Origin of the sequence: Caballeronia sp. LP006 (assembly GCF_031450995.1) — a bacterium.
In the GTDB taxonomy this organism is placed as follows: domain Bacteria; phylum Pseudomonadota; class Gammaproteobacteria; order Burkholderiales; family Burkholderiaceae; genus Caballeronia.
In genome coordinates, this window is sequence record NZ_JARTVW010000002.1 from 790,430 (window position 1) to 813,746 (window position 23,317).

A 23,317-nucleotide genomic window follows, 5' to 3' on the forward strand; every position below is an offset into this window, starting at 1 on the left:
GTGGATTATCTTGGAAATTGTCCGCAACAAATATTAATTTTCGTTCAGTCGCCGGGCGTCAATCTCATATCTTGAGCAATTGCGCCGCGTTGCCGCCGAGGATCAGATTCTTCTGCTCGGGCGGCAGCTCTAGGCGGTCCAGAAACGTGACCGGCTGTTCATAACCCATATCGAAGCAGTAGTCGCTGCCGAGCACGAGCCTGTCTATGCCGATGTTCTTTATCAGGAAATCGAGCACCGGCCCGGAATGCGACACCGTGTCGTAATTGAAGCGGCGCAGGTAGCTGCTCGGCTTCTGCGCAAGCCTCCGCGTTTCGGGCCGCACGTTCCAGCCCGCATCGATACGGCCCATGAGGATAGGCAACGCGCCGCCCGCGTGCGGCAAGGTGACGTTGAGTCGCGGATGCCTGTCCATGACGCCACCGAGAATCAAATGCGATCCGGCAATGGCGGTATCGAATGGATTGCCGAGCAGATTGCTCAGGTAGAAGTCGGTGAGCCGCGCGCCGCCGACCGTCTGTTGCGGATGCAGGAACACCGGCAAATCGAGTTGTTCGATGCGCGCGAAGACCGGCTCGAACAACGGATCGTCGAGATCGCGGTTGTTGATGTTCGTGCCCATATAGACGCCGCGTACGCCCGGCAATTCGGACGCACGTTCGAGTTCGTCGATGGCGTCGTGCGCGTTCAGCATCGGCAGCGTCGCGAGGACGACGAAGCGCGTCGGATGCTGCACGTGCACCGCGGATGCCGCCGTGTTCCATGTCGTTGCCAGCTTCGCGTTGAAGGCGCGGTCGGCCCAATAGGCCATCGGCACGCTGAGCGAGAGCGCCTGTACGTCGACGCCGGACGCGTCCATATCGGCAAGCCGTTCGTCGATACGGATGAATTTGAGCGGCAGCGGACCGAGGCCGCCAGCAGGCGTCTGAAAGCTGAAGGTGCTCGCATCGCAGGTGAACTTGCCGCCGAATCTGTCGCCGTCGCTGCCGACGAGTTCGCAATAGCTTTCGGGGTAGTAGTGCGCGTGAATGTCGATCGATTTGCCTTTGACTGTCGCATTGGCTCGGGCGGATGCGTTCGGAAGGCCCGAAGCGAAGCCGCCCGCGAGCGCGGCCATGGTTCCAAGCAGACGACGGCGCTTCGGCGAGATGCAGCAAGTGCAATCCATGAGTCATGTCTCCGTGATGGATTTTCGATCGGCCTGTCTCAGCCGTTTTTGATCATGCCGAGCTCGCAGTCCACGAGCTGATTGCCATAGAGCGCACGTTCGCGCACGGCGCGGGCCGAGTGATCGGTGATCGAGAAGAAGACCACGCTCACGAAGGCGACGAGCATGGAAAAGAGCGCGGGATATTCGTACGGATAGATGGCGTGCGCGTGACCAAGCACCTGGACCCAGACGGTCGGGCTCAGGATGGTGAGCGTGACGGCCGAGATCAGACCGAGCGAACCGCCTATCACCGCGCCGCGCGTGGTGAGGCCGCGCCAGTAGATCGACAGCAACAGCACCGGAAAATTGGAGCTTGCCGCGATCGAGAACGTGAGACTCACGATAAACGCGATGTTCTGCTTCTCGAACGCAATGCCAAGCAAGATGGCCAGCACGCCGAGCACGAGCGTGGTGAGCCGCGACACGCGCATTTCCTCGCGATCCGTCGCGCGTCCGCGGCGCAGCACGTTCGCATACAGGTCGTGCGATACCGCCGAGGAACCGGCGAGCGTCAGGCCCGCGACCACGGCCAGGATCGTCGAGAACGCGACCGCGCACATGAAGCCGAGGAACACGTTGCCGCCCACCGCATGCGCCAGATGCAGGGCCACCATGTTCACGCCGCCGATCACGCCGCCGGATGCGCTGTGATAGAGCGGATCGGTCGCCACGAGCGCAATCGTGCCGAAGCCGATGACGATGATGAGCGCATAGCCGATTCCCACGATGCCCGTCGCGTACAGAATGCTCTTGCGCGCGGCGCGGGCGTCGCCGACCGTGAAGAAGCGCATCAGAATATGCGGCAGTCCGGCCGTGCCGAAGATTAGCGCGAGGCCGAGCGAAACGGCGGAGACGGGATCGGATACCAAACCGCCAGGGCTCATGATCGCGGCGTGTTTCGGATGCGCGAGGATCGCCTGTGCAAAGAGCGCGTTCATGCTGAAGCCGAAGCGGCTCAACACCATGAACGCCATGAAAGCCGCGCCCGCCAGCAGAAGCGCTGCCTTGATGATCTGAATCCATGTGGTGGCGAGCATGCCGCCGAAGAACACGTACACCACCATCAGCACGCCGACCAGCACGACCGCCGCCGTGTAGTCGAAGCCGAACAGCAGTTCGACGAGTTTGCCCGCGCCGACCATCTGCGAGACGAGGTACAGCAGCACGATCACGATGGAGCTCCACGCGGCGAACGCGCGAATCGGCCGTTGTTGCAGGCGATAGGACACCACGTCGGCGAGCGTATAACGGCCGAGGTTGCGCAACGGTTCGGCGATCAGGAAAAGGATAATCGGCCAGCTCGCGAGAAAACCGATGGAATAGATGAGACCGTCGTAGCCGCTCGTGAATACCAGCGCGGAGATGCCTAGCAGCGACGCGGCCGACATGTAATCGCCCGCTATTGCCCAGCCATTCTGGAACGCGGTGATCTTGCCGCCCGCAGCGTAGTGATCGGACACGCTGTGGTTCTTCCTTGCCGCCCAGCGCGTGATGAACAATGTCGATGCGACGAAAACGAGGAACATGCCGATCGCTATCGGATTATGCGAGCGTGACTCCGACGTGACTTCGGCGGCATCGGCAGAGATCGAAGTGACAGCGCCCATCAACGCGCCGAGCGAAAGAGAGATACGTTTCATTGCCGTGCTCCTTGCCGGATTTCGTTCACGGCGCGGTCATGGAAAGTGTTGGCTCGCGCGACATACACCGCCACGATGCCGAACGTGAAGACGAACATGCCGAAGCCGACTGGAATGCCCCACGTCGCGGGATAACCGGCGACAATCGGCCGGCCGAGCAACGCGGGCGCGAATGCCAGCGTGAGGATGAAGGCGAAGTACACCGTGAGCATGAGGAGCGTGAGCATCCACGAGAAGGCGCGGCGTTTTTGCACGAGCGCCTGAAAGCGCGGGTCGTCGAGCAACGGGTTCGCCATGTGCGGCGGCGGTTCTTCGGCGATGACGTGCGCGTTCATCGCATAGGTTGGGGCGCTGTGGTCCACGTCGTCTCCTTTGTCATCAGAACCGCGCGGGAACGGCGGTCTCGCGCATGACGGCATCGGGCGTGCGGTAGCGCTCGGCCATCTCGCGATCGACTTCCGTCTTCAACTGCGCCTGCATGTATGCGCCGAGATGGCGCGCGTGCTGCACGATAGCCGTGCCCACTTGCGTGCGTTCGAGGCTGTAGCCGGCAAGCGCGTCCTGCACATCGCCATGCGTCTTCAGTGCCTTGACGAGCGTCATGGCGTCGCTGGCTGCCTTGGTCACGCCCATTCCGCAATGCGGACGCGCAACGAACGCGGCATCGCCCAGCAGCGCGATGCGGCCGATCGCCATGCGCGGCACTTCGAGATCGAAGATAGGCTGAAAGAGCGGTTGCGTCGCGCGCGTCACGACTTCGCCGAATTGCGGTGCGAGCAGCGTGAGCGCGGCGTCTTCCATGTCGGCGAGCACGTCGGCGCGAATGAGCGTCGGCGGAATGCCGCCGGTCCAGCGCTTGCCCGATGCATCGGTCAGCAGATCGGGAAGCTGGACATCTTCGCTCGTTGCGCGATACCACACGAAGTTGTAGCGGCGCTCGCCGGGCGTCGTGCTATTGCCCTGGCCGGCCACGGGATAGCCGAGAATTTGCTCGCGCGGTGGCAGGCAAAACGCGAACTTGTCGAAGAGCGCGTCGCGGGTTTCACGCGACAGCGAGGCTTCATCGACAAGACCGCGCCACGCAATATAACCGGCATATTGCAGCTTCACTTCGGGCATCAAGCGCTCGCGAATAGCCGATTTGAAGCCATCCGCCGCGATGACGAGATCGGCATGCAATACCGCCCCGTCGCCGAGCGTGACGGTTGCACGATCGCCGTCATCTTCCACCGATGCCACCGTTACTCCAGCGTGATAGTGCACGTCGGGAAGCGCAGCGCGCAGCACGTGATACATCTTGCCCCACGCGGTCAGCGTTTGCGGCAGATCGCGTTCGGACAGCACCGCGCCGTCCTGCGCGAAGGTCACGCGTGAACGCACCTTCACGCCGATGCCATCGTCAATTTGAATGCCGGCTGCGCCGAGTGCATCGAAAAGTTCGGGATGCGTCACGATGCCCGCGCCGCGTCCGGCGAGTTCATCCGGCACGCGCTCGAACACGTCTACATCCCAGCCGTTACGCACCAGCAGGTTCGCTGCGAAAAGCCCGCCGAGCGAACCGCCGACGATGATCGCTCTGGATCGTTTGGAACTCTGGACCATGCTCATTCTCCTTCGCTGACGGGGTTTTGCTTGCTCGACGGTCGTGCATGCGTGAGGCGGCTCAGTTCTTCGGCGGGGAAGTTGAGTTCGATAGTCACGCCCGACGGATCTTCGATGAACACTTGATGCAAGCCGAGGCTTGGCACCGTGCGATCGCGCCACGCGATGCCTTCGCTTGTCAGCGTCTGCCACATCTCTTCGACGCCCGTCGCGAGAAACGCAATGTGATCGACCGTGCCCGTTCCGCTCGCGGGCAAGGCCTTGTCGCCGAGATATGCGGTGAGTCCTTCGGGTTTGTTCGGATCCACGCCAATGATATGAACCGTGCCGAAGTCCACTTCGTCGCCGCCTTTGTAGAGCCACGCGCCGGGAAAGTCGAAGGGCGGACGATAGCCGCGCTTGAAGCCGAGGATGCGTTCATAGAAGTGGCACGACTGTTCGAGATCGGTCGTGCGGATCGAGTAGTGGGCAAGTTTCGTAACAGGCATCTTCGGCTCCTGACAAATTATTTATCGATCGATTAGTGATCGTTTGATAAATTGTAGGTGAAGCGAGGAGCGGGATAAAGCGGCGCATCGCCGGTGTTTACCCTGAAAAACCACGAGGCGGGAGTGATGCGATGGGAATAAGACGAACGGCCGGCGCGTTTGCCGGCCTGGAAGCGGACTCAGGCTTTGGCGCCCGGTTTGATGCGCGCGGGCTGCTTGGTTGCGTGTTTGAGCGCGGCGGGCACGCCGTTCAAGAAGGCGTCGACCTGACGCGCGATGTGATCTTCGACGTCGTCGGTGACAGGCAGACCGTAGATCCACTTGCGCACGCCGAGATAGAAAATGCTGGCGTGCAGGCTCCAGATCAGTTCGAGGTCGATCTCCCGCTGACGCGCGCTGGCGGGCGCGGACAGTCCATAGGCAAGACGAATCTCCGCCATCACCGGAAGAAACACGCGCTCACGCAGACGCGTCAGATATTTCGAGTTGATGCCTTCGCGCGTCAGTCCCGCGAAGATGAAGATGCGAATCCACTCGCGCCGCAGGATCACCACCGAATACGCCGAATAGAACCGCACCATGCGTTCCTGAATGGGCAGGTCGCGGTCCTTGATGAGGTTCTCCCAGCTCGTGTCCCACTGATAGACCTCTTCGTACACGCGGTCGATCAACGCTTCCTTGCTCGGAAAATAGCGGTACAGAAGCGGCTGCGTGATGTCGAGTTGACGCGCGAGTTCACGCGTGCTGCCGGAGAATCCATGCGTGGCGAAATGATCGACGGCCTTGAGCACGATCTGCCGTTCGCGAACCTCCGGCGCCAAGCGGCGCGTGACGAGCTTTTCCTGTTCGACGTCTTCGATCTTCGGCGGGGTTTCGCTGTTCCGCGCTTTTCTCGGCATGGCTGGCTGGTACCTGTTGTGTTGGGACGCATCATACAAAGATTAGCCGGACCTGACTACGCGAGCACGTCTCATGGCCGGTCATTTCATGCAGCGCATGCGCAAAAAGCGTGCGATTGTGCAATTGCCTGGTCCGCGTTCGCAGCAGACTCCATACCACGCGAATATCCGCACGAACAAGCGACGAGCGCCCCATGACCCTGCAAGCCGATGCCGGCAGCGCGGCCCTGCTTCGATGGCGGGAAGAGCTGAAGACATACTGGAACGACGACGGACCGCGCTTCAGGCATATCGCGAAGGTGGCGCTTGCCATGTCGCTCGCAATGGGCGTGTGCATGCGGCTCGAACTACGCACGCCGGCCACCGCCATGGTCTCGTGCATCATCGTGATGATGCATCAGCAAAGCGGCATGGTGATCGCGCGTGGCTTCTATCGCGGGCTCGGCATGGTGTGCGGCAGCTTTGCGGGGCTCGTGCTCATCGCGCTGTTTCCGCAGCAGCCGTGGCTTTTTTTGATCGCGCTCGCGGTGTGGATCGGCGTGTGCGTGTTCGGCGCGTCCTACTACCGCAATTTTCAGTCGTATGGTTTCGTGCTGACAGGATACGGCACCGCCATCACGGCCATACCGGCGTGGTCCAATCCTTATGGCGTGTACGACAACGTCGTATTCACCGTGAGCGAGGTGGTGATCGGCGTGGTCTGCGCGAGCGTGGTCAGCGCGGTGATCTTTCCGCGCTCTGTCACGCCCGCGCTCTATGCGGCCAGCCGCAAGAACTTCACGGACTTGCTCAACGCCATGCACGCGATGCTCGACCGCACCGCGACGCTTACCGGTTTCGACACCTTCCTCTCGCTGATTCGCGAGCGTGTGGAAGTGGAAAGCCTGCGCAGCGGCGCCGTGTTCGAAGACCCGGCTATCCGTCTTCACAACCATGTCTATCTCGATCTCGACCGCGGTTTTCTCGATACCGTCGCGTGGATTCACGCGCTGCATCAACTGAAGTTAAGTGTCGCCGCCGAAGCTGACCCGCGCGCTCTCGCGGCCGCTTACGATCTCATCGACGCGTTGCTCGCCGTCGTGCCGAACGAGGCAGACGCGCAACTCGTCACGCTCGAAGCGGTGGAAACGCTGATGCGCGATCTCGATGCCTTCGAGGATGCCTTGCCCACGCGCCTCGGCAAGCTGTTGCAGGCGCTCGCGGATCTGTCGGCGCATCAGCGTCAGTTCGTATCGACGACGGGCGCGGCACTGTTCTTTTCGATGGCCGATCTGCGCCTGATGTGCCGAAGCTATATCGACGCGCGCACCATCGGCCGCTTGCCGTGGTCGCAGTCGGTGCTGCAGGCAATCGGCCGCATCGGCAGGACTCGGGCCACGGCTAATCGCACGGCCGCGACCATCGCCGGTGCGCGCGCCGCCGTCGCCGTGCTCGCGGTCGGCGCGGCGTGGATCGCCTCGGGCTGGGTCGGAGGCGCAACCGCCATCGTCGCGGTGGCGATCACGAGCGCGTTGTTCGCGCTTGCACCGAACCCGACGGTCGCGAGCTGGCAAATTTTCGGCGGCTGTCTTGGAGGATGGCTTGCAGGCTTCGCGTTTAATTTCTTCGTGCTGCCGCGCATCGAGACGTTCGAGTTGCTGGCGGCGTCGATGGCGATCGTGGTGATGATCGGCAGCTATCTAAACACGTTCCCGAAGACGGCGATTCTCGGGCTCGGCTTCAGCTTGTACTTCTGCTTCATCGTCGGCATTACGAACCCGACGGTCTATAACCCGAGCGCTTATCTCGACACCGGCTTCGCGCTGCTAGGCGGAATCGCGGTGGCGGCGGTCGCGTTCTCGGTGCTCGTTCCGCGCGCGGGCGACTGGATCTCCGCGCGGTACATGAAGCAGATTCGCGGGTTGATCGTGCATGACGCGCGCAATGGCGACCTCGCCGACCTGCTCTATACATTCGAACTGAGCTTGCGCGATTTCATCTTGCAGATTGCATCCGCGCCGGTAGATGCCCGCGTGAATCGTGACCGTCTGATCGGCTGGGCGTTCGCGGCGCTCGAGATCGGCCGCTCGATGATTCAGATTCGTCTCGACACCGCGCAACTCGGCGCGACCTTGCCGGAAGGCTGGGCGGCGGAACAGGACGCATGGCTTGCGGCGCTGGCGAGCGTGTTCTCGAACACGACGCCCGAAGCCGCGCAGAACGCGCTCATAGCGACGCGCCGGGCGCTCGACATGCTGCCGCTCGGAGACAACATCGCGACCGATACGGCGACGCTCAAGCGGTATCGCATGCGCGCGTTGCTGCATTTCACCGAGCTGACCTTGCGCGATGACAGCCTCGCGTTATGGCAAACGAAGGAGACGCCGGCATGAACACGCGCCGCCTGTCGTGGGTCTTGTCGTCGAGCGGCTGCGCGCTGCTTCTTTCCGCCTGCATCACGAGCGGCGGCATCCACCCACACGAGTCGATGATCGACCCCGCCACGCTCGATGCCGGTGCCGCTCTGCGCGCGACCCAAGCCGATGCGAAATGGCCCGCCGACGCGTGGTGGCGTCAATGGAACGACCCGCAGTTGGATACGCTGGTGCAGGACGCGACCGCAGGCAATCCCGGGCTGCGCGCGGTGCAAGAGCGAATCGACGCGGCGCGTTTTCAGGCGCAGATCGCAGGCGCGGCCGAGTTGCCGCAAGTCAGCGCGAACGGCAGCTTCGAGCGCAGACGTTATGCCCGCTACACCACGCCCGCGCCGCCTGGCGGCACGACCGTGTGGAGCAACAATGTCGAGGCTGACCTTTCATACGATCTCGATCTGTGGGGCAAGAATCGCGCGATCCGCGAAGCCGCGCTCGACAACGTGCAAGCGGTGGCGGCCGACGCGCGCTTCGCCGAAGTCGAGCTGCAGACGGCCGTGGTGCGCAGCTATGTGCAGTTGTCGCTGCAATACGCATTGCTCGATGTCTATCGCGACGTGCAGAACGAACAGCAGCGCACGCTCGATATCGCCACGCGCCGCTGGCATGCGGGCGTCGGCAGCGGTCTCGAAGTCAGTCAGGCGCAGACGCAACTTGCCATGAGCACGACACGCGTGCAGGAAGCGCAGCAACAACTCGCGCTTTCGCGCATCGGCATTGCGGGGCTGGCGGGCAAGGGGCCGGGTTATGCCGATGCCTTGCGCCGTCCCGGCCTCGCGCTGAGCGTGCCGGTCGATCTGCCGGCGACGCTGCCCGCCGAGCTCGTCGGGCATCGCGCGGACGTGGTGGCCGGGCGCTGGCGCGTGTTGCAAGCGGACAAGGGCATCGACGCGGCGCATGCGGATTTCTATCCGGACATCAACTTGCTGGCGACGGCATCGCTGGGATCGGCGGCGACTTTCGGCGGCTTCTTTAACTTCGTCGATAGCAACGGCATGGGCCACGGCGTGGGCGCGGCGATCTCGCTGCCGATCTTCGACGGCGGACGGCGGCGCGGCAACTACGGCGTCGCGGTGTCGTCGCGCGATGCCGCCGTCGACGCCTACAACCAGAGCGTGATCGGCGCAATGCAGGGCGTTGCCACGCAAGTCGTAACCTTGCGTTCGCTCGGCGAGCAGCAGGCATCGATCGAGGACACGCTCGATTCGGCGCGCAAGTCGTTTCAGCTTGCCGACACGGGGTATCGCAGCGGCATCACCGAGTTTTTGAACGTGCTGGCCGCGCAGGATGCGCAGTTGCAGCAGGAACAAAGCCTCGCGACGATTCGGGCGAAACGTCTCGATGCCTGGGCGTTATTGATGAAGGAACTGGGCGGCGGCTTTGCATCGTCCATGCCGCGGGAAGCAACGCAAGGAGTCGCCGATGCCACGCGAGATTGACGTCTTCTCGCTTCTCATGCCCGGCTTGCTGCCGATACTTGCTGGCTGCGTGCTGCTGTTCGTCGTTCTCGATCTCGTGCTGGCGCGGCTCGGGTTTTATCGCTTTACGTGGCACGCGAGCCTCTTTCGCGTCGCGCTCTTCGCTGCGATGTTCAGCGGCGCTTCGCTGCTCTCATGGCGATGAAACCACCCAATGACATCAAGATGAAAACGCAATCCATCCTGCGCGCGGGGTTCACGCTCACGATACTGGTCGTGGCGATCGTGCTGGTTCGCATGCTGTGGCTCGACTACATGTACTCGCCGTGGACGCGCGACGGGCGCGTGCGCGCGCAGGTCGTGCAAGTCGCGACGGATGTTTCCGGCCTCGTCAGCGACGTACGCGTGAAGGACAACCAGCTCGTGCGCAAGGGCGACATTCTGTTCGTGCTCGATCCGGCTCGCTTCCATTACGCCGTGGCGCAGGCCGATGCCGATCTCGCGCGTGCGCAGGCGCAAATGGCGCAGGCGAAGGCGCGCATGGCCGCGAGCGAATCCGGTTTTGCGATGAAACGCGCTCAGGCGGCGCGCCGCGCCAATCTTGCGGGCGACGTGATATCGGACGAAAGCCGGCTGGATTCGGCATCGCTCGCCAGGCAATCGGCGTCGGATCATGCCGCCGATGTCGCCGCCTACAACGCGGCCGAGGCAGCCGTGAAGGCAGCGGTAGTGGCGCAAGAGACGGCCGCGCTGAACCTGACGCGCAGCGAGGTGCGCGCGCCGTCCGATGGTTTCATCACGAACCTGAACCTTTATCCGGGCGATTTCGCCACGGCCGGGACCGCGCGCATGGCGCTGATCGACTCGCACTCGTTCTGGGTCTACGGCTACTTCGAGGAAACGAAGCTGCCGCACGTGCAAGTGGGCGATCGGGCGACGATCAGACTGCTATCGGGCGGTGAAGACATTCAAGGTCACGTGGATAGTCTCGCAAGCGGGATCGCCGACCGTGACAATCCGACGAGCGGCGATTTGCTCGCCGACGTCAACCCGATTTTTACGTGGGTGCGGCTCGCGCAGCGAGTGCCGGTGCGGATTCATATCGATCGTGTTCCCGAGGGAATGAGGCTCGCGATGGGGATGACTTGCACGGTGACGTTGCAGCCGTATGGGAGCGGTCGTGGGTGAGCCTCGCGGCGCCGCCTTTTGAACGATTAAGGAAAAATAAGTACCGTCGCGTGGATGGCCTCGCGCATCATCGCTTGGGAAGCACGCTTTTCCTGGAGCGCGTCACTTCGACCGCTCCTTCCAGCGCGCTTTCGGCGATGTAAAAGGCCGCGCGCCTTTGCATCTTCTTCTGTCCGCTCACGAAGGGAGATGTGATGAGCAGTCATCCGCGCAGCGATGCGAGCGCTGACGCCAGCAACAACACCGCGAGCGCCATGGTGTACGTGGTGGACGACGACGAATCGATGCGCCAAGCCGTCAGCAATCTCCTGCGTTCGGTGGGCCTCAAGGTCGAAACCTTCGGCTCCGCGCAGGAGTTTCTGGCGTTCGACATGCCGGATGTGCCGAGTTGCCTGATCCTCGACGTGCGTCTCAAGGGACAAAGCGGACTTGCGGTGCAGGAGCAGATTGCATCGAGCGAACTGAGTCTGCCGATCATCTTCATGACGGGGCATGGCGATATCGCGATGACGGTCAAGGCGATGAAGGCCGGCGCGCAGGACTTCCTGGCCAAGCCGTTCCGCGATCAGGACATGCTCGATGCAGTGGAACAGGCGCTGGCCAACGATGCGCAGCGTCGCGCGACGAACCGTTCGGTAGCGGATTTGCGGCATTGCTACGACACGTTGACGGCACGTGAGCGTGAGGTCATGGCGTTCGTCGCTTCGGGGCTGATGAACAAGCAGATCGCGGCGGAGATGGGCTTGAGCGAGATCACGGTGAAGATCTATCGCGGGCAGGCCATGCGGAAGATGGGGGCGCGCTCCCTTGCTGATTTCGTGAGGAAGGCGGAGGCGTTGGGAGTCGCATTGCCGGTGAGGCGCGCGCGGGGTGGGGTTTGAGATGGTTGGCCTTGGGCGAGGGCGACTGGCATTGCGCAGTGTGCGTACTGAATCACGCGACGACGAACCGCTCACACCCTATACCCACGTATAACTCACCTGCCGCCTCCGTCTGAACAACCGCACCGCGTTAGACCTCGCGCTAGTCAACCCGCCCGCGCCGCATCGAACCCCGACTAAACCTCCGTATGATCTGAACCAACCATCGGTCATTCAAGCCACCCCAACGTACGACTGGCTGTACGAATTGCCGTGCGATACCGTGGAGTCCATGCAAAGTCGCTCAAACAACTTCACTGGATGACCGGTCATGACCATTTCGTCGATGTCGTATCCCGAGCCCGTAATCGAGGTCGCGCAGAAGAGCCGGGCGAACGGAATCGGAATGGAACATGCATGGCGCACACCTCCTGACGACGCTGGCAGCAGCCGTCCGCGCGGCGGCATTCTCCTCTCGCGATGGACCTGCAACGATAAGTCGCCGGTGGAAGTCGCGAGTGTCGAGAGCGCGACGCATCATTGCATTGCACTGAGTCTCAAGTGCACGTCACTCACGTTTTCTCATGCAGGCAAGACGCTCGTGCGCGGACGCGTCGCCGCCGGAGCCGTGCAGATCACGGCGCCCGACGTGCGCTGCAGCGCAGTGTTCGAGTCGCCTGCCGACGTGCTGCATCTTTTCGTCGGGCAACAGGTCTTGAGCGAATGCTTCGAGGACATGTTCGGGCGGCCGCATGCAGGCGATATTCGTATCGACGATCCCAAGCTCGTGCGCGACCCCGCGCTGGAACGGCTCGGACAGGCGCTCGCGGTATCGCAATCGGAGGACGCGGCGGTGGGCAAGGTGTTCACCGATAGCGTCAGCTTCGCCATCGTGTCGCGCCTGGTCGCACGGCACTTCACGCTGGCCGACCGGCAAAAGCGCGAGGCCAGCGCCTTGCCCGCGTGGCGGCTCAATCGCGCGATCGAATTTATTGATGCCCATCTCGCCGATTCGATCGGCCTCGCGGATATCGCCGGTAGCACAGGGCTCACGCGCATGCATTTCGCCTCGCAGTTTCGCCGCGCGACGGGCATGCCGCCGCACGAGTTTCTCCTGCGCCGCCGCGTGGAATACGCGCAGCGCCTGCTGCGTGAGTCGAAGCAAAACATGCTCGATGTCGCCCTGAGTTGCGGCTTCCGCTCGCAGGCTCACTTCACGACCGTATTCAAGCGAATGGTCGGCGATACCCCGTACTGCTGGAAGACGAAGACGAACGTCGCCGGGTAATGCGTGTTGTTCGATAAAGGCCGCGTCGTTACGCGCGGAAGTCCGCCAAGGAACCACTGTCATGCGCTATCTCGACGATCCAGTCTCCTCACGACGAGCCAGTTCTGCCAATACGTTCTTGAGCGGCCGCATCGCGCTTGGGGCGTGGACGCGCCGCTTGATTCTCGCGACCGGTCTATGGGCGCTCGTCGAGTTGCCGTTCGAGTTATGGATCAGTCTCTCGGCGCGCGATGCGCTTGCATGCATCGTCGGCAAACTCTTGTGGCTGGCGCTCGCTGGGTTCGTGCTGACTGGCAGCCGCGTCGCGCGCATCGTCTATGCGTTGCTCTGCACGATCGGTCTGATGGCAATGTCATTCGGGCTGCCGGTCGAGTTCCGCGTGTCGCCGCTGCTGTTTCTGCTGTCTTCGGTGGAATGCGTGCTGAAGGCGAGCGCCTTCGTGTGTCTCGTATCCGCGGATGCTCGTCCGTACGAGGACTGATTGCGCATGCGCGCAACGTGGCGGTTCCGTTAATCAACCAGGCGTGAGTGCGGCATGATCAAGATCGGTCGAATCGTAGTGTCGCTGGAAATGCGCGAGGCGCGTCTGGATGGGCGACTGCTCGAGGTCGGTTCGCGCGCGTTCGACATCCTCGAATTGCTGATTCGCGCAAATGGCAAAACGGTCACGAAGGATGAGATTCTGCGCCACGTGTGGCCGAAATCGGTGGTCGGCGAGAACAACATCCATGTGCAGCTTTCGACGCTCAGGCGTGTCCTCGGCGCTGACGGTCAGGCTATCCATACCGTGTCCGGTCGAGGTTATCGGCTGGCGAATGCGGTCGACGTGTCTGCGCCTGCCGATTCAATTGATCCGAAAGCGATGCATCTCGATGCCCTGCCGCATGGTCGCGCGGTTTTGATCGGACGCGAGAGCGCGCTTGCGGAGATCGTCGGTGCGTTGCAGGAAGCGCATCTCGTCACGTTGCTGGGCTCGGGCGGTATTGGCAAGACGCAGCTTGGCATCGCGGCGGCGCGTTCGATTGCGGCTAACGCACAGATCGATGCGTGCTTCGTCTCGCTCGCGGCCGTGAACGATGCGCGCATGGTCGCGTATGCCATCGCCGAAGCACTTGGCATCGACCGTTCCATGAGCGATGGTTCGATCAAAGCGCTCATCACAGTTCTTCAGAGCCGCAAGATACTGCTGTTGCTGGACAACTGCGAGCATGTAATCGAGGCAGCCGCGTCGCTCGCCCAACAACTCGTGGAAGCATGCGCGGCGCTGCGAATTTTGGCGACGAGCCGTGAGCCACTGCGCACGCACGACGAAAAGTGCTACCGGGTCGCGCCGCTCGACATGCCCGATGTCGAGTCCACCTCGCAAGCGATTCTCGCCAGCGCCTCGGTGCGGATGTTTCTCGCGCAGATGAGCGCGCTAAATGTGTCGGTCGAACGGGACCGCGGCAGTCTCGACATGCTCGCGACGATCTGCCGCCGGCTCGACGGCATTCCGTTGGCACTCGAACTCGCCGCAGCGCGGGCGGCTGTGTTCGGCATACGCAGGCTGGCCGCGGAACTCGATGATCGGTTCCATTCGCTGACGGGCGGGCGCAGGACTGCGCCGCCTCGGCAGCGGACCTTGGCCGCTTCGCTCGACTGGAGCTACAAACTGCTCGGCGCGGCCGAACGCGTAGTGCTGCGACGCCTCGCCGTATTCCCCGACCGCTTTTCGCTGGATGAGGCTTGCACAGTCGCCGCGTGCGAATGGTTATCGCGAAACGAGGTCATGGAGGCGATCGTCGGCCTCGCCTCGAAGTGTCTTCTGATGACTTCGTTCGACAGCACGACTCGTGACTATTTCCTGCTGGAGACGACGCGCGACTATGCGTTGCGCAAGTCGGGCGAGTCCGACGATGCTGGCGTCTTGATGTCTGCACGCACTGAGCCGCGCATGCGAACGCTAGGTGCTGCGGCGCGCGGCGGCAGGCTCGTGTTGGTATCGGCCGCTTCCCGATGAATCTGCCGCGACGCGAGCCACGGGAGCATTGGCATACATGAGCTTTGTCTGCATCGTCGATGACGACGCCTCGGTAAGACGCGGCGTCGGCAATTTGCTCAAGGCCGTTGGCTACGCGACCGCAATGTTCTCGTCGGGCGAGGAGTTCCTTGCATCGTCGGCCGTCGACGATGCCATGTGCGTTCTGCTCGATATCAAAATGCGAGGGATGCAGGGGCTCGATGTGCAACGTCGATTGAACGCCGAGCATCGGGACATTCCGGTGGTGTTCATGTCCGCGCACGGTGACGACGATACGGTTCAGCGAGCCATGCAGCGTGGCGCGGTGGGTTTTCTGCGCAAGCCTTTCGATGAAGAGGGGTTGCTGGTTTCGATCGAGCTTGCGATTGCTGCGGGAAGAAGGGGTGCGGCAGGGGCTTAAGCCTTTCGGTCGAAGGCGGATCAGTTTCTTGAAATCTGGCTCGCACGCGACTTTTGCATGCAGTCGACCGTATGCCTTTGCGTGGTATTCAATCGACCGAATGCGATCTTGTTCAAACCTGATGGCGTCTGGTGGCTTGGCGAAATTCAGGTTCCCTGGAGCTTCGTTTGGCCGGTGGCATTGCATGCAGTCGACCGCATACATTCGTCTGGTATTCAATCTACCCGCCTCGCGCTGCCCCAGTCTCCATCGCCACTCCATTCCACAGATGTACTGCGGCATATGCGCGCCAAGGCCGCCAACGCTCGATATGCGCTCGTTGCTGCGCGGGCTTGAGCAGGGCCGGATTGCGCCGCGCGATGGCCTGCATCAACACGAGATCGGCATCGGGCCATGCGTCTGGATCGCGCAGGGCGCGCATCGCGACATAACCGACTGTCCACGGACCGATACCCGGCAGCGCCAGCAGATCGCGCTTCAACGCCTCGGCATCAGCGTCCGGTTCGTCGAGTGGCAACGCGCCTGTTGACACCGCATTCGCAAACCGCTGCACGGCTTCGACACGTTTCGTGGGCATGCCGATCTTATCCAGGTCCGCGGCGGCAAGCTCGGCGGGCGTCGGGAACCGCCAGGCAGTGGCCTCGTGCGAATGCCCATCGATCATTCGTCCCGCGCGCTGCACGATTCGTCCCATGATCGTCGAAGCGCCTTTCACGCTCACTTGCTGGCCCACGATGGTTCTGACCACCAACTCGAACCCGGACCATGCGCCCGGCACGCGTAGCCCCGGCGAGGCATCGAGTAGCGGCGCCAACAACGGGTCGCGTGACAACACGCTTGCAATCCGGCGGGGATCGGCATGCAGATCAAACATACGAGCGAGCGGTTCGGCAAGTTCATCGGCATGCCGCTGCGCATTGCCGTCGACGGTCACGACAAGGCGATGTTTGCGCTCATGCGGCCTGACTTCGACGGTGCCTTCATCGCCATGCCATTCGATCGCGCGTCGATAAACGCCGCCTTCCACCGACTCGACGCCCGCCGCCGCCCGGCCGCCTATGAAGGCGAGCAGGCGAGTCCAGTCGAAGGGCCGCTTGAAGGGCAACTCGATCGTCGTCGAATTGCCGTGAGATGTGGATTGCATTCTGAATGCCGAATGATGCATGCGATTGCCGCGCAATGGCTGCCGATGTTACTCCATCGCCTGGCGGCCTATGTCGTTCGACCAACGTCGTGCTTCGAGAAGGCGATGTCAGGGTCGCTGTGCAATGCGCATCGTGCTTTCGCTGAGCATGCGCCGGAACTCGGTATCGTAGGCGAGAGTTTGACGCGCGCTCGCGACGAGTTGCGAGCGCCGGTCCCACTGATCGGCGCGTAGTACGCAGCGCGACAGAACATCGGTGTAGACGCGACGCATGTTCGCGTTATCGTGATCGACGGTCAGGCGGGCAATGCTGACCTTCTCATCATGCGTAAGCTGCTGCGTGAGGCAATCGACCGTTGCGCGGTCCGTATCGGCTTGCGCGACGCTCACGTCCTGATCGTCGTAATAGAGCGTGAAGCCGCCAACGACGAGCGCCGCCCCAAGCGCCAGGCATGTACCTCTTATTGTGTTCAACATGTCCCCCGATGTCAGGCTCTTCGGCCATTGGCGCGAATCGTAGCGAAGCTTGCGAGGATTCGGCCGAACGAACTGTGCGCGGGGGAACGCAGCGTTCGATGCGCTTGAGTATGGCGTTTTCAGCCAGCGTCGCCGGTGTGCGTCCGCTTCCTGGCAACCGGCGCCTTCACCGTGGTCAGCGTGCGTTCGGCGAGAACGGCATCGCGTTTGCCGAGCAGGTGATGACGAAGAATGGTCGACATGCGCCTGCCATCGCGCGTTTCCAGCGCTTCGATCATCTCTTCATGCTCTCGTATCGCGCTATCCCACTTGGGCGTCTGGAAGTTCGATCGAAAGCGCATGGCCTGCAAGCGCCGGTTGATCGACACGTAGGTTTGCCGTAGCGCCGTGTTGCGCGCGGCTTCATTGATCTTGTCGTGAATAGCCTGATTCCGGCTGTAATAGCCCGACAAATCATTGCGCGCGCGGCATTCCAGCATGACCGCGTGAAGCGCCTTGATGTCCGCGATCTCCTGCGGCGTGATTCGCTCGCAAGCCAGTTCGCCGGAGAACGCCTCCAGTCCGCTCATCAGTTCGAACATCTCGCGGATTTCGAGTTCGCTCATCTGCGAGACCGATGCACCCCTGTTCGGCGCTATCTCGATCAACCCTTCCGCAGCCAGCACCTTCAGCGCTTCACGCAAGGGCGTGCGCGAAATGCCGAGCGTCTCGCAAAGCTTGCGCTCGTTTAGCTTCACGCCCGGCGCAAGCAGGCCTTCCACGATGAATTCACGCAAGTGATCCACCACCGTGTCGTGCAAACGCATGCGCTCGACCTTCTGTAGGAGCGGCGAAAGACTGGCGTCGGGCAAGTCGCGATTTTGCATTCAATACCTCGAATTCGTTTGCGGCAATTTTAACCCTAGCTCGCCGGAAAAAACCTCCAGCGGGTTATCCCTAGGCCATTTGGCCTATTTAAACCTTTCCGCGGCCGCATCGCTGCGCTACAGTATTTTGCATGCAAAATTCAATTTAAGAGGATGCGCATCCATGCTGAAGCTCGATTACCACCCCGCTGGCCGTCACTTCCTGCAGATTCCGGGACCCAGCCCGGTGCCCGATCGCATTTTGCGTGCGATGAGTTATCCGACCATCGACCATCGCGGGCCGGAGTTCGGTGCACTCGGCCTGAAGGTGCTCGATGGCATCAAGAAAATCTTCAAGACGAGCCAGCCGGTGGTGATTTATCCGGCTTCCGGCACCGGTGCATGGGAAGCGGCGCTCGCCAATACGCTCAGCCCTGGCGACACGGTCCTCATGTACGAAACCGGCCACTTCGCGACCCTATGGCAAAAGATGGCGGTCAACCTCGGACTGAAGCCGGAGTTCCTGGGCTTGCCCGGCATTGAGGGCTGGCGCCGCGGCGTGCAGGCCGACATGATCGAAGCGCGCCTTGCCGAAGACAAGCAGCACACGATCAAGGCGGTATGCGTCGTTCACAACGAGACGTCCACGGGCGTGACCTCGGACATCGCAGCGGTGCGGCGCGCCATCGACGCGGCTGGCCACCCGGCGCTTCTGATGGTCGACACGATCTCCGGTCTCGCATCCGCCGACTATCGTCATGACGAATGGGGCGTGGACGTGACCGTGTCCGGCTCGCAGAAGGGCTTGATGCTGCCGCCGGGAATCAGCTTCAACGCGGTGTCGCAGAAGGCGATCGAGGCATCGAAAGAGGCTAAGCTGCCGCGTGCTTTCTGGGACTGGAAAGAGATCATCGAAATGAACAAGCAGGGCTACTGGCCCTACACGCCGAACACCAACTTGCTGTACGGCCTGTCCGAAGCGCTCGACATGATTCTCGGCGAAGGGCTCGACAACGTGTTCGCGCGCCATCAGCGGCTCGCGGCCGCCTGTCGCGCGGCAGTCACCGCGTGGGGGCTCGACATCCAGTGCGCGGATTCGTCCGTGTATTCGCCGGTGCTGACCGGTGTGATGACGCCCGAAGGTGTCGATGCGGATGCGGTACGCAAGCTCATCTACGAGCACTTCGATATGTCGCTGGGCACGGGTCTCGGCAAGGTGAAGGGCCGCATGTTCCGCATCGGGCATCTGGGCGATTGCAACGATCTCACGTTGATGGCCGCGCTCACCGGCTGCGAGATGGGACTGAAGCTCGCGGGCATCAAACTCGAAGGGAGCGGCGTGGCCGCGGCGATGGACTATCTGACGAGCCACGTCGCGAAACCCGAACTCAAGGAGGCGGCATGAGCGCGGCCTTCGACGCCGACGCGCTCGCGCGGCTCTTCGTGGAAGCGCGTGCGCATCGCGCGAAGCTCGAAGCATTGCCGGAAGACGCGCGGCCATCGAACGCGGAAGAAGCCTACGCCGCGCAAAAGGCGACTTTGCATGCACTCGGCGCGAGCGTCGGCGGGTGGAAGGTCGGCGCGAAGACGCCCGATGGTCCGATCCAGGCGGCGTTGCTCCCGGCCGATGGCGTGCATGCCTCGGGCGCGCGGCTATCGATGTCGGCTTTCGGACGAGCAGGGCTCGAACTCGAAGTGGCTTTTGTATTCAATCGCGCATTCGAGGCAGGCAGCGGACCGTATAGCGATACCGACATCATCGGCGCGATCGGTTCCGTGCATGCGGCGATCGAAGTGGTGGCGAGTCGCTTCGCTGCGTGGCCCGACGTCGAGAAGCCGTGGCAACTCGCGGATCTGCAGAATCACGGCGCGCTACTCGTCGGCGCGGGCGTGCCTTACGACGAAGCGTTCCCGTTCGTCGCCCCGGCGATGAGCTTCGAATTCGACGGCAAGCCGCTGTTCGAAGGCCCACCGGCGAACCCGGCGGGCGATCCGCGTCGTCTGCTTGCGTGGACGGTCAATCACGCGGTCTCGCATGGCATCGCGTTCGCCGCGGGCACGGTGATCACGGCGGGCTCTTACACCGGACTTGCCTTCCCGGATGGGGCGGGCCACGCCGTGGGCTCGATCGACGGCCTGCCTACCGTCGAATTGCATTTCGAATAATGCATGCGGTGTGCCGGCATAAAGCATTCAGCATGCAAAAGCCCAAGCAGGCCTCCCGCACTAACCGATAGCGACGATGCTCAATACCCCCACAGACCGACTCGTCAAGCCGATCCATCTGATGCCAGCGTCCGCGCGCGCCGGTCGCGCAGCGGCGCCGACCCCTTTGCAGATGCGTCTGCAACGCGAGCTGAAGGGTGATGTGCTGTTCGATCGCGCGTCGCGCGGACGCTATGCAACCGACGCGTCGATCTATCAGATCATGCCGCAAGGTGTGGTCGTGCCGAGGGATCAGGAAGACTTGCGGCTTGCTTTGGAGATCGCGCGCGAGGCAAAGGCAAGCGTGCTCGCGCGCGGCGCCGGGACGAGTCAGTGCGGTCAGACGATAGGCGAGGCGCTCGTCATCGACACGAGCAAGTGGCTCAACAACATCGTGCACTTCGACAAGGACGCTCGAACGGTGACAGTCGAGCCGGGCGTCGTGCTCGATCACCTGAATGCATGGCTCAAGCCGCATGGCTTGTGGTTTCCTGTCGATGTCTCGACGAGCGCGCAATGCACGATCGGTGGCATGGCGGGCAATAACTCGTGCGGTTCGCGCTCCATGGCATACGGCATCATGGTGCATAACGTGCTCGCCATCGACGCGATTCTTGCTGACGGATACGAGGGCAGCTTCGGTAAGCTCTCGGCAATGAAGCTCGATGCCCGCATGCGTGAGCTCGTAGAAAGCGTGCGCGACGTTGCATTGCGCGAACGCGATGAGATGCGTGAACGCATACCCAAGGTTCTGCGCCGCGTGGCTGGTTATAACCTCGATCTGTTCGATTGCCAAAGCCCGTTGCCCTTCAGCGAAGACGGCGAGCCGAATCTGGCGAACCTGCTGGTGGGATCGGAAGGCACGCTTGCCTTTAGCCGGCAACTTACGTTGAAGCTCGCGCCTTTGCCCGAACACAAGACGCTTGGCGTGGTGAACTTTCCGAGCTTCTACGATGCAATGGAGATGACGCAACACATCGTCAAGCTCGGACCTGTTGCCGTGGAACTGGTCGATCGCACCATGATCGATCTAGCAATGTCGAATCAGGCGTTTCGCCCTGTCATCGAAAAGGCGCTGGTGGGTGAGCCAGAAGCAGTCTTGCTGGTCGAGTTCGCGGGCGCCGATCGCGCTGAACAAGTGACGAAACTTGCAAGCCTTGTCGATCTGATGAGCGATCTCGGCCTGCCCGATTCGGTCGTGCAGATGCCCGACGCCGGCCCGCAGAAAGCGCTGTGGGAAGTGCGTAAGGCCGGCCTCAACATCATGATGAGCATGAAGGGCGATGGCAAGCCCGTGTCCTTTATCGAAGACTGCGCGGTGCCGCTCGAATATCTGGCGCAATACACGAGCCGTCTTACCGATGTCTTCAGAAAGCATGGCACCGAAGGCACTTGGTATGCCCACGCGAGCGTCGGCACGTTGCATGTGCGTCCGATCCTCGATATGCGTCGCGATGGCGGATCAAAGATGCGAGCTATCGCCGAAGAAGCCGCTGCGATGGTGCGCGAATACAAAGGCGCATTCTCGGGCGAGCACGGCGATGGACTATGCCGTGGTGAATGGGTTGCGTGGCAATATGGGCCGCGCATCAACGAGGCGTTTCGCGAGATCAAGCAGCTCTTCGATCCGGACAATCGCCTGAGCCCGGACCGAATCGTGGCGCCCCCGAAAATGGACGATACGGTGAATTTCCGCTTTCCGCCGTCGTATCGTGAACGTGCATTCGAGCCGCAACTCGACTGGTCGGCTTGGAACGTGACGCGTGATCCGTTGACAGGCCTGGAGGGTGCGCCGGGCTCTGGCAATGATCTTTCGAACGGACTGGCCAAGGCAGTCGAGATGTGCAATAACAATGGCCATTGCCGCAAGTTCGATGCGGGAACCATGTGCCCGAGCTATCGCATTACGAAAGACGAGCAACATGTCACGCGTGGACGTGCCAACACTTTGCGTCTCGCGCTCTCGGGACAATTGGGTGAAGAGGGTCTTGCGAGTCAGGACGTGAAGGACGTGCTCGATCTGTGCGTGTCGTGCAAGGGCTGCAAACGCGATTGTCCGACAGGCGTTGATATGGCGCGCATCAAGATCGAAGCGCGTGCTGCGCGCACCGCACGTCACGGTGTGAGCGTGCGTGAACGTCTTGTCGCTTATCTGCCGCGTTATGCGCCCTATGCGAGCCGCTGGCCGTTCATGAGCGGCGCTATCGAAGCGCGTATGCCGGTCTTGGCGCGCTGGCTAAAGACGAAACTCGGCCTGGCGCCGCAACGCGCATTTCCCCGTTTTGAAAAGGCCTTTCTGTCGGATGCGTCGACGAAAATAGTTGCAAATGCAACTAAGGAGGTCCTGCTCTTCGTCGATACCTTCAACAACTACATGGAGCCGGCCAATGCGCGTGCCGCACAGCGCGTGCTCGAGGCGGCGGGCTACACGGTTCATCTCAATACGAAAGCGGGAGAACGGCCGTTATGTTGCGGACGGACGTTTCTTTCCGCCGGGCTCGTCGACGAAGCCAAGACTGAAGCACGGCGCACGCTCGATACGCTTCTGCCATATGTCGAACGCGGCGTGGCAATTGTCGGCCTCGAGCCTTCGTGTCTTCTGTCGCTGCGCGACGAGTTCCTCGGCTACGGCTACGGCGATGCCGCGCGCAAGCTCGCGGAGGCATCCTTTCTCTTCGAGGAATTTTTGGTTCGCGAGCGCGTTGCGGGACGACTCGATATCGACCTCAAGCCGCTAGATCACAGTCGCGCGTTGCTGCATGGCCATTGCCATCAAAAGGCATTCGATGCCGTGCGTCCGGTCGAAACCGTGCTCAAGTGGATTCCCGGTCTCGAAGTGAAGACGATCGAATCGTCATGCTGCGGCATGGCGGGCAGCTTCGGTTACGAAGCGGAGCATTACGAAGCTTCGCAGGCGATGGCGGAACTGTCGCTGCTGCCGGCGGTACGCAAGGCAAGAGATGCACGCGATGCCGTGATCGTCGCGGATGGCACGAGCTGCCGTCATCAGATTGCGGATGGTGCACAGACCGAAGCGTTGCACGTGGCGCGGGTGCTTGCCAATGCGCTTGCATGAGGTCGCCTGAGCCCGCAAAAACGACGTGCTTATGAGTAGAACCATCGACAACATGACAACGGGCCATCGACGACCCGCGAAAGGAGACACGCAATGACAACGCCGCGCAAGCCACGCATCCGACGGTTCCATGACCGCACGGAATA

21 protein-coding genes are annotated in these 23,317 nt (G+C 62.1%); 12 read left to right on the top strand and 9 right to left on the bottom strand.

Annotation, left to right across the window (positions count from 1 at the left end):
* Positions 1-64: 64 nt before the first annotated feature.
* The 6 genes from P9250_RS04260 to P9250_RS04285 all read right to left on the bottom strand — a co-directional run bounded on the left by P9250_RS04260 (position 65) and on the right by P9250_RS04285 (position 5,839).
* Positions 65-1,168, bottom strand: a complete 1,104-nt coding sequence (locus tag P9250_RS04260) for an amidohydrolase family protein (protein WP_250510507.1) — start codon at positions 1,166-1,168, stop codon at positions 65-67.
* A 38-nt stretch (positions 1,169-1,206) separates the two neighbouring features.
* Positions 1,207-2,850: a cation/acetate symporter ActP gene (actP, locus tag P9250_RS04265; RefSeq protein WP_310391291.1), complete on the bottom strand. Its 1,644-nt coding sequence runs from the start codon at positions 2,848-2,850 to the stop codon at positions 1,207-1,209.
* The gene (locus P9250_RS04270; protein ID WP_244831242.1) at positions 2,847-3,212 is read right to left on the bottom strand and encodes a DUF485 domain-containing protein; all 366 of its coding nucleotides are present in this window, start codon (positions 3,210-3,212) and stop codon (positions 2,847-2,849) included. Before P9250_RS04270 ends, actP begins: the two co-directional genes overlap by 4 nt.
* 16 nt (positions 3,213-3,228) lie before the next feature.
* Positions 3,229-4,458, bottom strand: a complete 1,230-nt coding sequence (locus P9250_RS04275) for an FAD binding domain-containing protein (RefSeq protein ID WP_250467920.1) — start codon at positions 4,456-4,458, stop codon at positions 3,229-3,231.
* Positions 4,455-4,940 carry a VOC family protein gene (locus tag P9250_RS04280; RefSeq protein WP_310391293.1) on the bottom strand — a complete coding sequence of 162 codons (486 nt, stop codon included), beginning with the start codon at positions 4,938-4,940 and terminating at the stop codon, positions 4,455-4,457. Before P9250_RS04280 ends, P9250_RS04275 begins: the two co-directional genes overlap by 4 nt.
* Positions 4,941-5,119: 179 nt before the next feature.
* The gene (locus tag P9250_RS04285; RefSeq protein WP_244831245.1) at positions 5,120-5,839 is read right to left on the bottom strand and encodes a TetR/AcrR family transcriptional regulator; all 720 of its coding nucleotides are present in this window, start codon (positions 5,837-5,839) and stop codon (positions 5,120-5,122) included.
* Positions 5,840-6,033: 194 nt separating this feature from the next.
* On the opposite strand from P9250_RS04285, the gene P9250_RS04290 reads away from it, so the two are divergent.
* The 9 genes from P9250_RS04290 to P9250_RS04330 all read left to right on the top strand — a co-directional run bounded on the left by P9250_RS04290 (position 6,034) and on the right by P9250_RS04330 (position 15,424).
* Positions 6,034-8,211 carry an FUSC family protein gene (locus P9250_RS04290; RefSeq protein WP_310391295.1) on the top strand — a complete coding sequence of 726 codons (2,178 nt, stop codon included), beginning with the start codon at positions 6,034-6,036 and terminating at the stop codon, positions 8,209-8,211.
* Positions 8,208-9,689, top strand: coding sequence for an efflux transporter outer membrane subunit (locus tag P9250_RS04295; protein WP_250467924.1), 1,482 nt, complete (start codon positions 8,208-8,210; stop codon positions 9,687-9,689). Before P9250_RS04290 ends, P9250_RS04295 begins: the two co-directional genes overlap by 4 nt.
* Positions 9,673-9,873 carry a DUF1656 domain-containing protein gene (locus P9250_RS04300; RefSeq protein WP_244831248.1) on the top strand — a complete coding sequence of 67 codons (201 nt, stop codon included), beginning with the start codon at positions 9,673-9,675 and terminating at the stop codon, positions 9,871-9,873. Before P9250_RS04295 ends, P9250_RS04300 begins: the two co-directional genes overlap by 17 nt.
* A gap of 20 nt (positions 9,874-9,893) precedes the next feature.
* The gene (locus tag P9250_RS04305; RefSeq protein ID WP_310391297.1) at positions 9,894-10,856 is read left to right on the top strand and encodes an HlyD family secretion protein; all 963 of its coding nucleotides are present in this window, start codon (positions 9,894-9,896) and stop codon (positions 10,854-10,856) included.
* Positions 10,857-11,050: 194 nt separating this feature from the next.
* Positions 11,051-11,737 (top strand): response regulator transcription factor, encoded by a 687-nt coding sequence (locus P9250_RS04310; protein ID WP_244831250.1) that lies wholly within the window; start codon positions 11,051-11,053, stop codon positions 11,735-11,737.
* Between the two features lie 310 nt (positions 11,738-12,047).
* A complete protein-coding gene (locus P9250_RS04315) occupies positions 12,048-13,004 on the top strand; it encodes an AraC family transcriptional regulator (RefSeq protein ID WP_310391299.1) in 957 nt (318 codons plus the stop codon).
* 61 nt (positions 13,005-13,065) lie between these two features.
* Positions 13,066-13,485, top strand: coding sequence for a hypothetical protein (locus P9250_RS04320; RefSeq protein WP_250527220.1), 420 nt, complete (start codon positions 13,066-13,068; stop codon positions 13,483-13,485).
* A 54-nt stretch (positions 13,486-13,539) separates the two neighbouring features.
* Positions 13,540-15,003: a winged helix-turn-helix domain-containing protein gene (locus tag P9250_RS04325; RefSeq protein ID WP_310391302.1), complete on the top strand. Its 1,464-nt coding sequence runs from the start codon at positions 13,540-13,542 to the stop codon at positions 15,001-15,003.
* 37 nt (positions 15,004-15,040) lie between these two features.
* Positions 15,041-15,424 (top strand): response regulator transcription factor, encoded by a 384-nt coding sequence (locus tag P9250_RS04330; protein ID WP_250493974.1) that lies wholly within the window; start codon positions 15,041-15,043, stop codon positions 15,422-15,424.
* Positions 15,425-15,644: 220 nt separating this feature from the next.
* Here the strand turns inward: P9250_RS04330 and P9250_RS04335 are convergent, their stop codons facing one another.
* The 3 genes from P9250_RS04335 to P9250_RS04345 all read right to left on the bottom strand — a co-directional run bounded on the left by P9250_RS04335 (position 15,645) and on the right by P9250_RS04345 (position 17,911).
* Complete coding sequence (locus P9250_RS04335; RefSeq protein ID WP_309847619.1) at positions 15,645-16,568, bottom strand: AlkA N-terminal domain-containing protein; 924 nt, start codon at positions 16,566-16,568, stop codon at positions 15,645-15,647.
* Between the two features lie 108 nt (positions 16,569-16,676).
* On the bottom strand, positions 16,677-17,045 hold the full coding sequence (locus P9250_RS04340; RefSeq protein ID WP_244831256.1) for a hypothetical protein: 369 nt from the start codon (positions 17,043-17,045) through the stop codon (positions 16,677-16,679).
* Between the two features lie 119 nt (positions 17,046-17,164).
* Entirely contained in the window at positions 17,165-17,911 is a 747-nt protein-coding gene (locus tag P9250_RS04345) for a GntR family transcriptional regulator (RefSeq protein ID WP_250493976.1), read from the bottom strand.
* Positions 17,912-18,074: 163 nt separating this feature from the next.
* Between P9250_RS04345 and P9250_RS04350 the strand changes: the two genes are divergently transcribed.
* The 3 genes from P9250_RS04350 to P9250_RS04360 all read left to right on the top strand — a co-directional run bounded on the left by P9250_RS04350 (position 18,075) and on the right by P9250_RS04360 (position 23,171).
* Entirely contained in the window at positions 18,075-19,295 is a 1,221-nt protein-coding gene (locus P9250_RS04350) for an aminotransferase class V-fold PLP-dependent enzyme (protein ID WP_310391306.1), read from the top strand.
* Complete coding sequence (locus P9250_RS04355; protein ID WP_310391308.1) at positions 19,292-20,056, top strand: 2-keto-4-pentenoate hydratase; 765 nt, start codon at positions 19,292-19,294, stop codon at positions 20,054-20,056. Before P9250_RS04350 ends, P9250_RS04355 begins: the two co-directional genes overlap by 4 nt.
* 76 nt (positions 20,057-20,132) lie before the next feature.
* Complete coding sequence (locus P9250_RS04360; protein ID WP_310391310.1) at positions 20,133-23,171, top strand: FAD-binding and (Fe-S)-binding domain-containing protein; 3,039 nt, start codon at positions 20,133-20,135, stop codon at positions 23,169-23,171.
* The last annotated feature ends 146 nt before the right edge of the window (positions 23,172-23,317 follow it).

What these genes read in the sequence shown, in the direction of transcription:
- P9250_RS04260 (WP_250510507.1), bottom strand. Translation starts at nt 1,168, where the DNA reads ATGGATTGCACTTGCTGCATCTCGCCGAAGCGCCGTCGTCTGCTTGGA.
- actP (WP_310391291.1), bottom strand. Translation starts at nt 2,850, where the DNA reads ATGAAACGTATCTCTCTTTCGCTCGGCGCGTTGATGGGCGCTGTCACT.
- P9250_RS04275 (WP_250467920.1), bottom strand. Translation starts at nt 4,458, where the DNA reads ATGAGCATGGTCCAGAGTTCCAAACGATCCAGAGCGATCATCGTCGGC.
- P9250_RS04280 (WP_310391293.1), bottom strand. Translation starts at nt 4,940, where the DNA reads ATGCCTGTTACGAAACTTGCCCACTACTCGATCCGCACGACCGATCTC.
- P9250_RS04285 (WP_244831245.1), bottom strand. Translation starts at nt 5,839, where the DNA reads ATGCCGAGAAAAGCGCGGAACAGCGAAACCCCGCCGAAGATCGAAGAC.
- P9250_RS04290 (WP_310391295.1), top strand. Translation starts at nt 6,034, where the DNA reads ATGACCCTGCAAGCCGATGCCGGCAGCGCGGCCCTGCTTCGATGGCGG.
- P9250_RS04295 (WP_250467924.1), top strand. Translation starts at nt 8,208, where the DNA reads ATGAACACGCGCCGCCTGTCGTGGGTCTTGTCGTCGAGCGGCTGCGCG.
- P9250_RS04300 (WP_244831248.1), top strand. Translation starts at nt 9,673, where the DNA reads ATGCCACGCGAGATTGACGTCTTCTCGCTTCTCATGCCCGGCTTGCTG.
- P9250_RS04305 (WP_310391297.1), top strand. Translation starts at nt 9,894, where the DNA reads ATGAAAACGCAATCCATCCTGCGCGCGGGGTTCACGCTCACGATACTG.
- P9250_RS04310 (WP_244831250.1), top strand. Translation starts at nt 11,051, where the DNA reads ATGAGCAGTCATCCGCGCAGCGATGCGAGCGCTGACGCCAGCAACAAC.
- P9250_RS04315 (WP_310391299.1), top strand. Translation starts at nt 12,048, where the DNA reads ATGACCATTTCGTCGATGTCGTATCCCGAGCCCGTAATCGAGGTCGCG.
- P9250_RS04320 (WP_250527220.1), top strand. Translation starts at nt 13,066, where the DNA reads ATGCGCTATCTCGACGATCCAGTCTCCTCACGACGAGCCAGTTCTGCC.
- P9250_RS04325 (WP_310391302.1), top strand. Translation starts at nt 13,540, where the DNA reads ATGATCAAGATCGGTCGAATCGTAGTGTCGCTGGAAATGCGCGAGGCG.
- P9250_RS04330 (WP_250493974.1), top strand. Translation starts at nt 15,041, where the DNA reads ATGAGCTTTGTCTGCATCGTCGATGACGACGCCTCGGTAAGACGCGGC.
- P9250_RS04335 (WP_309847619.1), bottom strand. Translation starts at nt 16,568, where the DNA reads ATGCAATCCACATCTCACGGCAATTCGACGACGATCGAGTTGCCCTTC.
- P9250_RS04340 (WP_244831256.1), bottom strand. Translation starts at nt 17,045, where the DNA reads ATGTTGAACACAATAAGAGGTACATGCCTGGCGCTTGGGGCGGCGCTC.
- P9250_RS04345 (WP_250493976.1), bottom strand. Translation starts at nt 17,911, where the DNA reads ATGCAAAATCGCGACTTGCCCGACGCCAGTCTTTCGCCGCTCCTACAG.
- P9250_RS04350 (WP_310391306.1), top strand. Translation starts at nt 18,075, where the DNA reads ATGCTGAAGCTCGATTACCACCCCGCTGGCCGTCACTTCCTGCAGATT.
- P9250_RS04355 (WP_310391308.1), top strand. Translation starts at nt 19,292, where the DNA reads ATGAGCGCGGCCTTCGACGCCGACGCGCTCGCGCGGCTCTTCGTGGAA.
- P9250_RS04360 (WP_310391310.1), top strand. Translation starts at nt 20,133, where the DNA reads ATGCTCAATACCCCCACAGACCGACTCGTCAAGCCGATCCATCTGATG.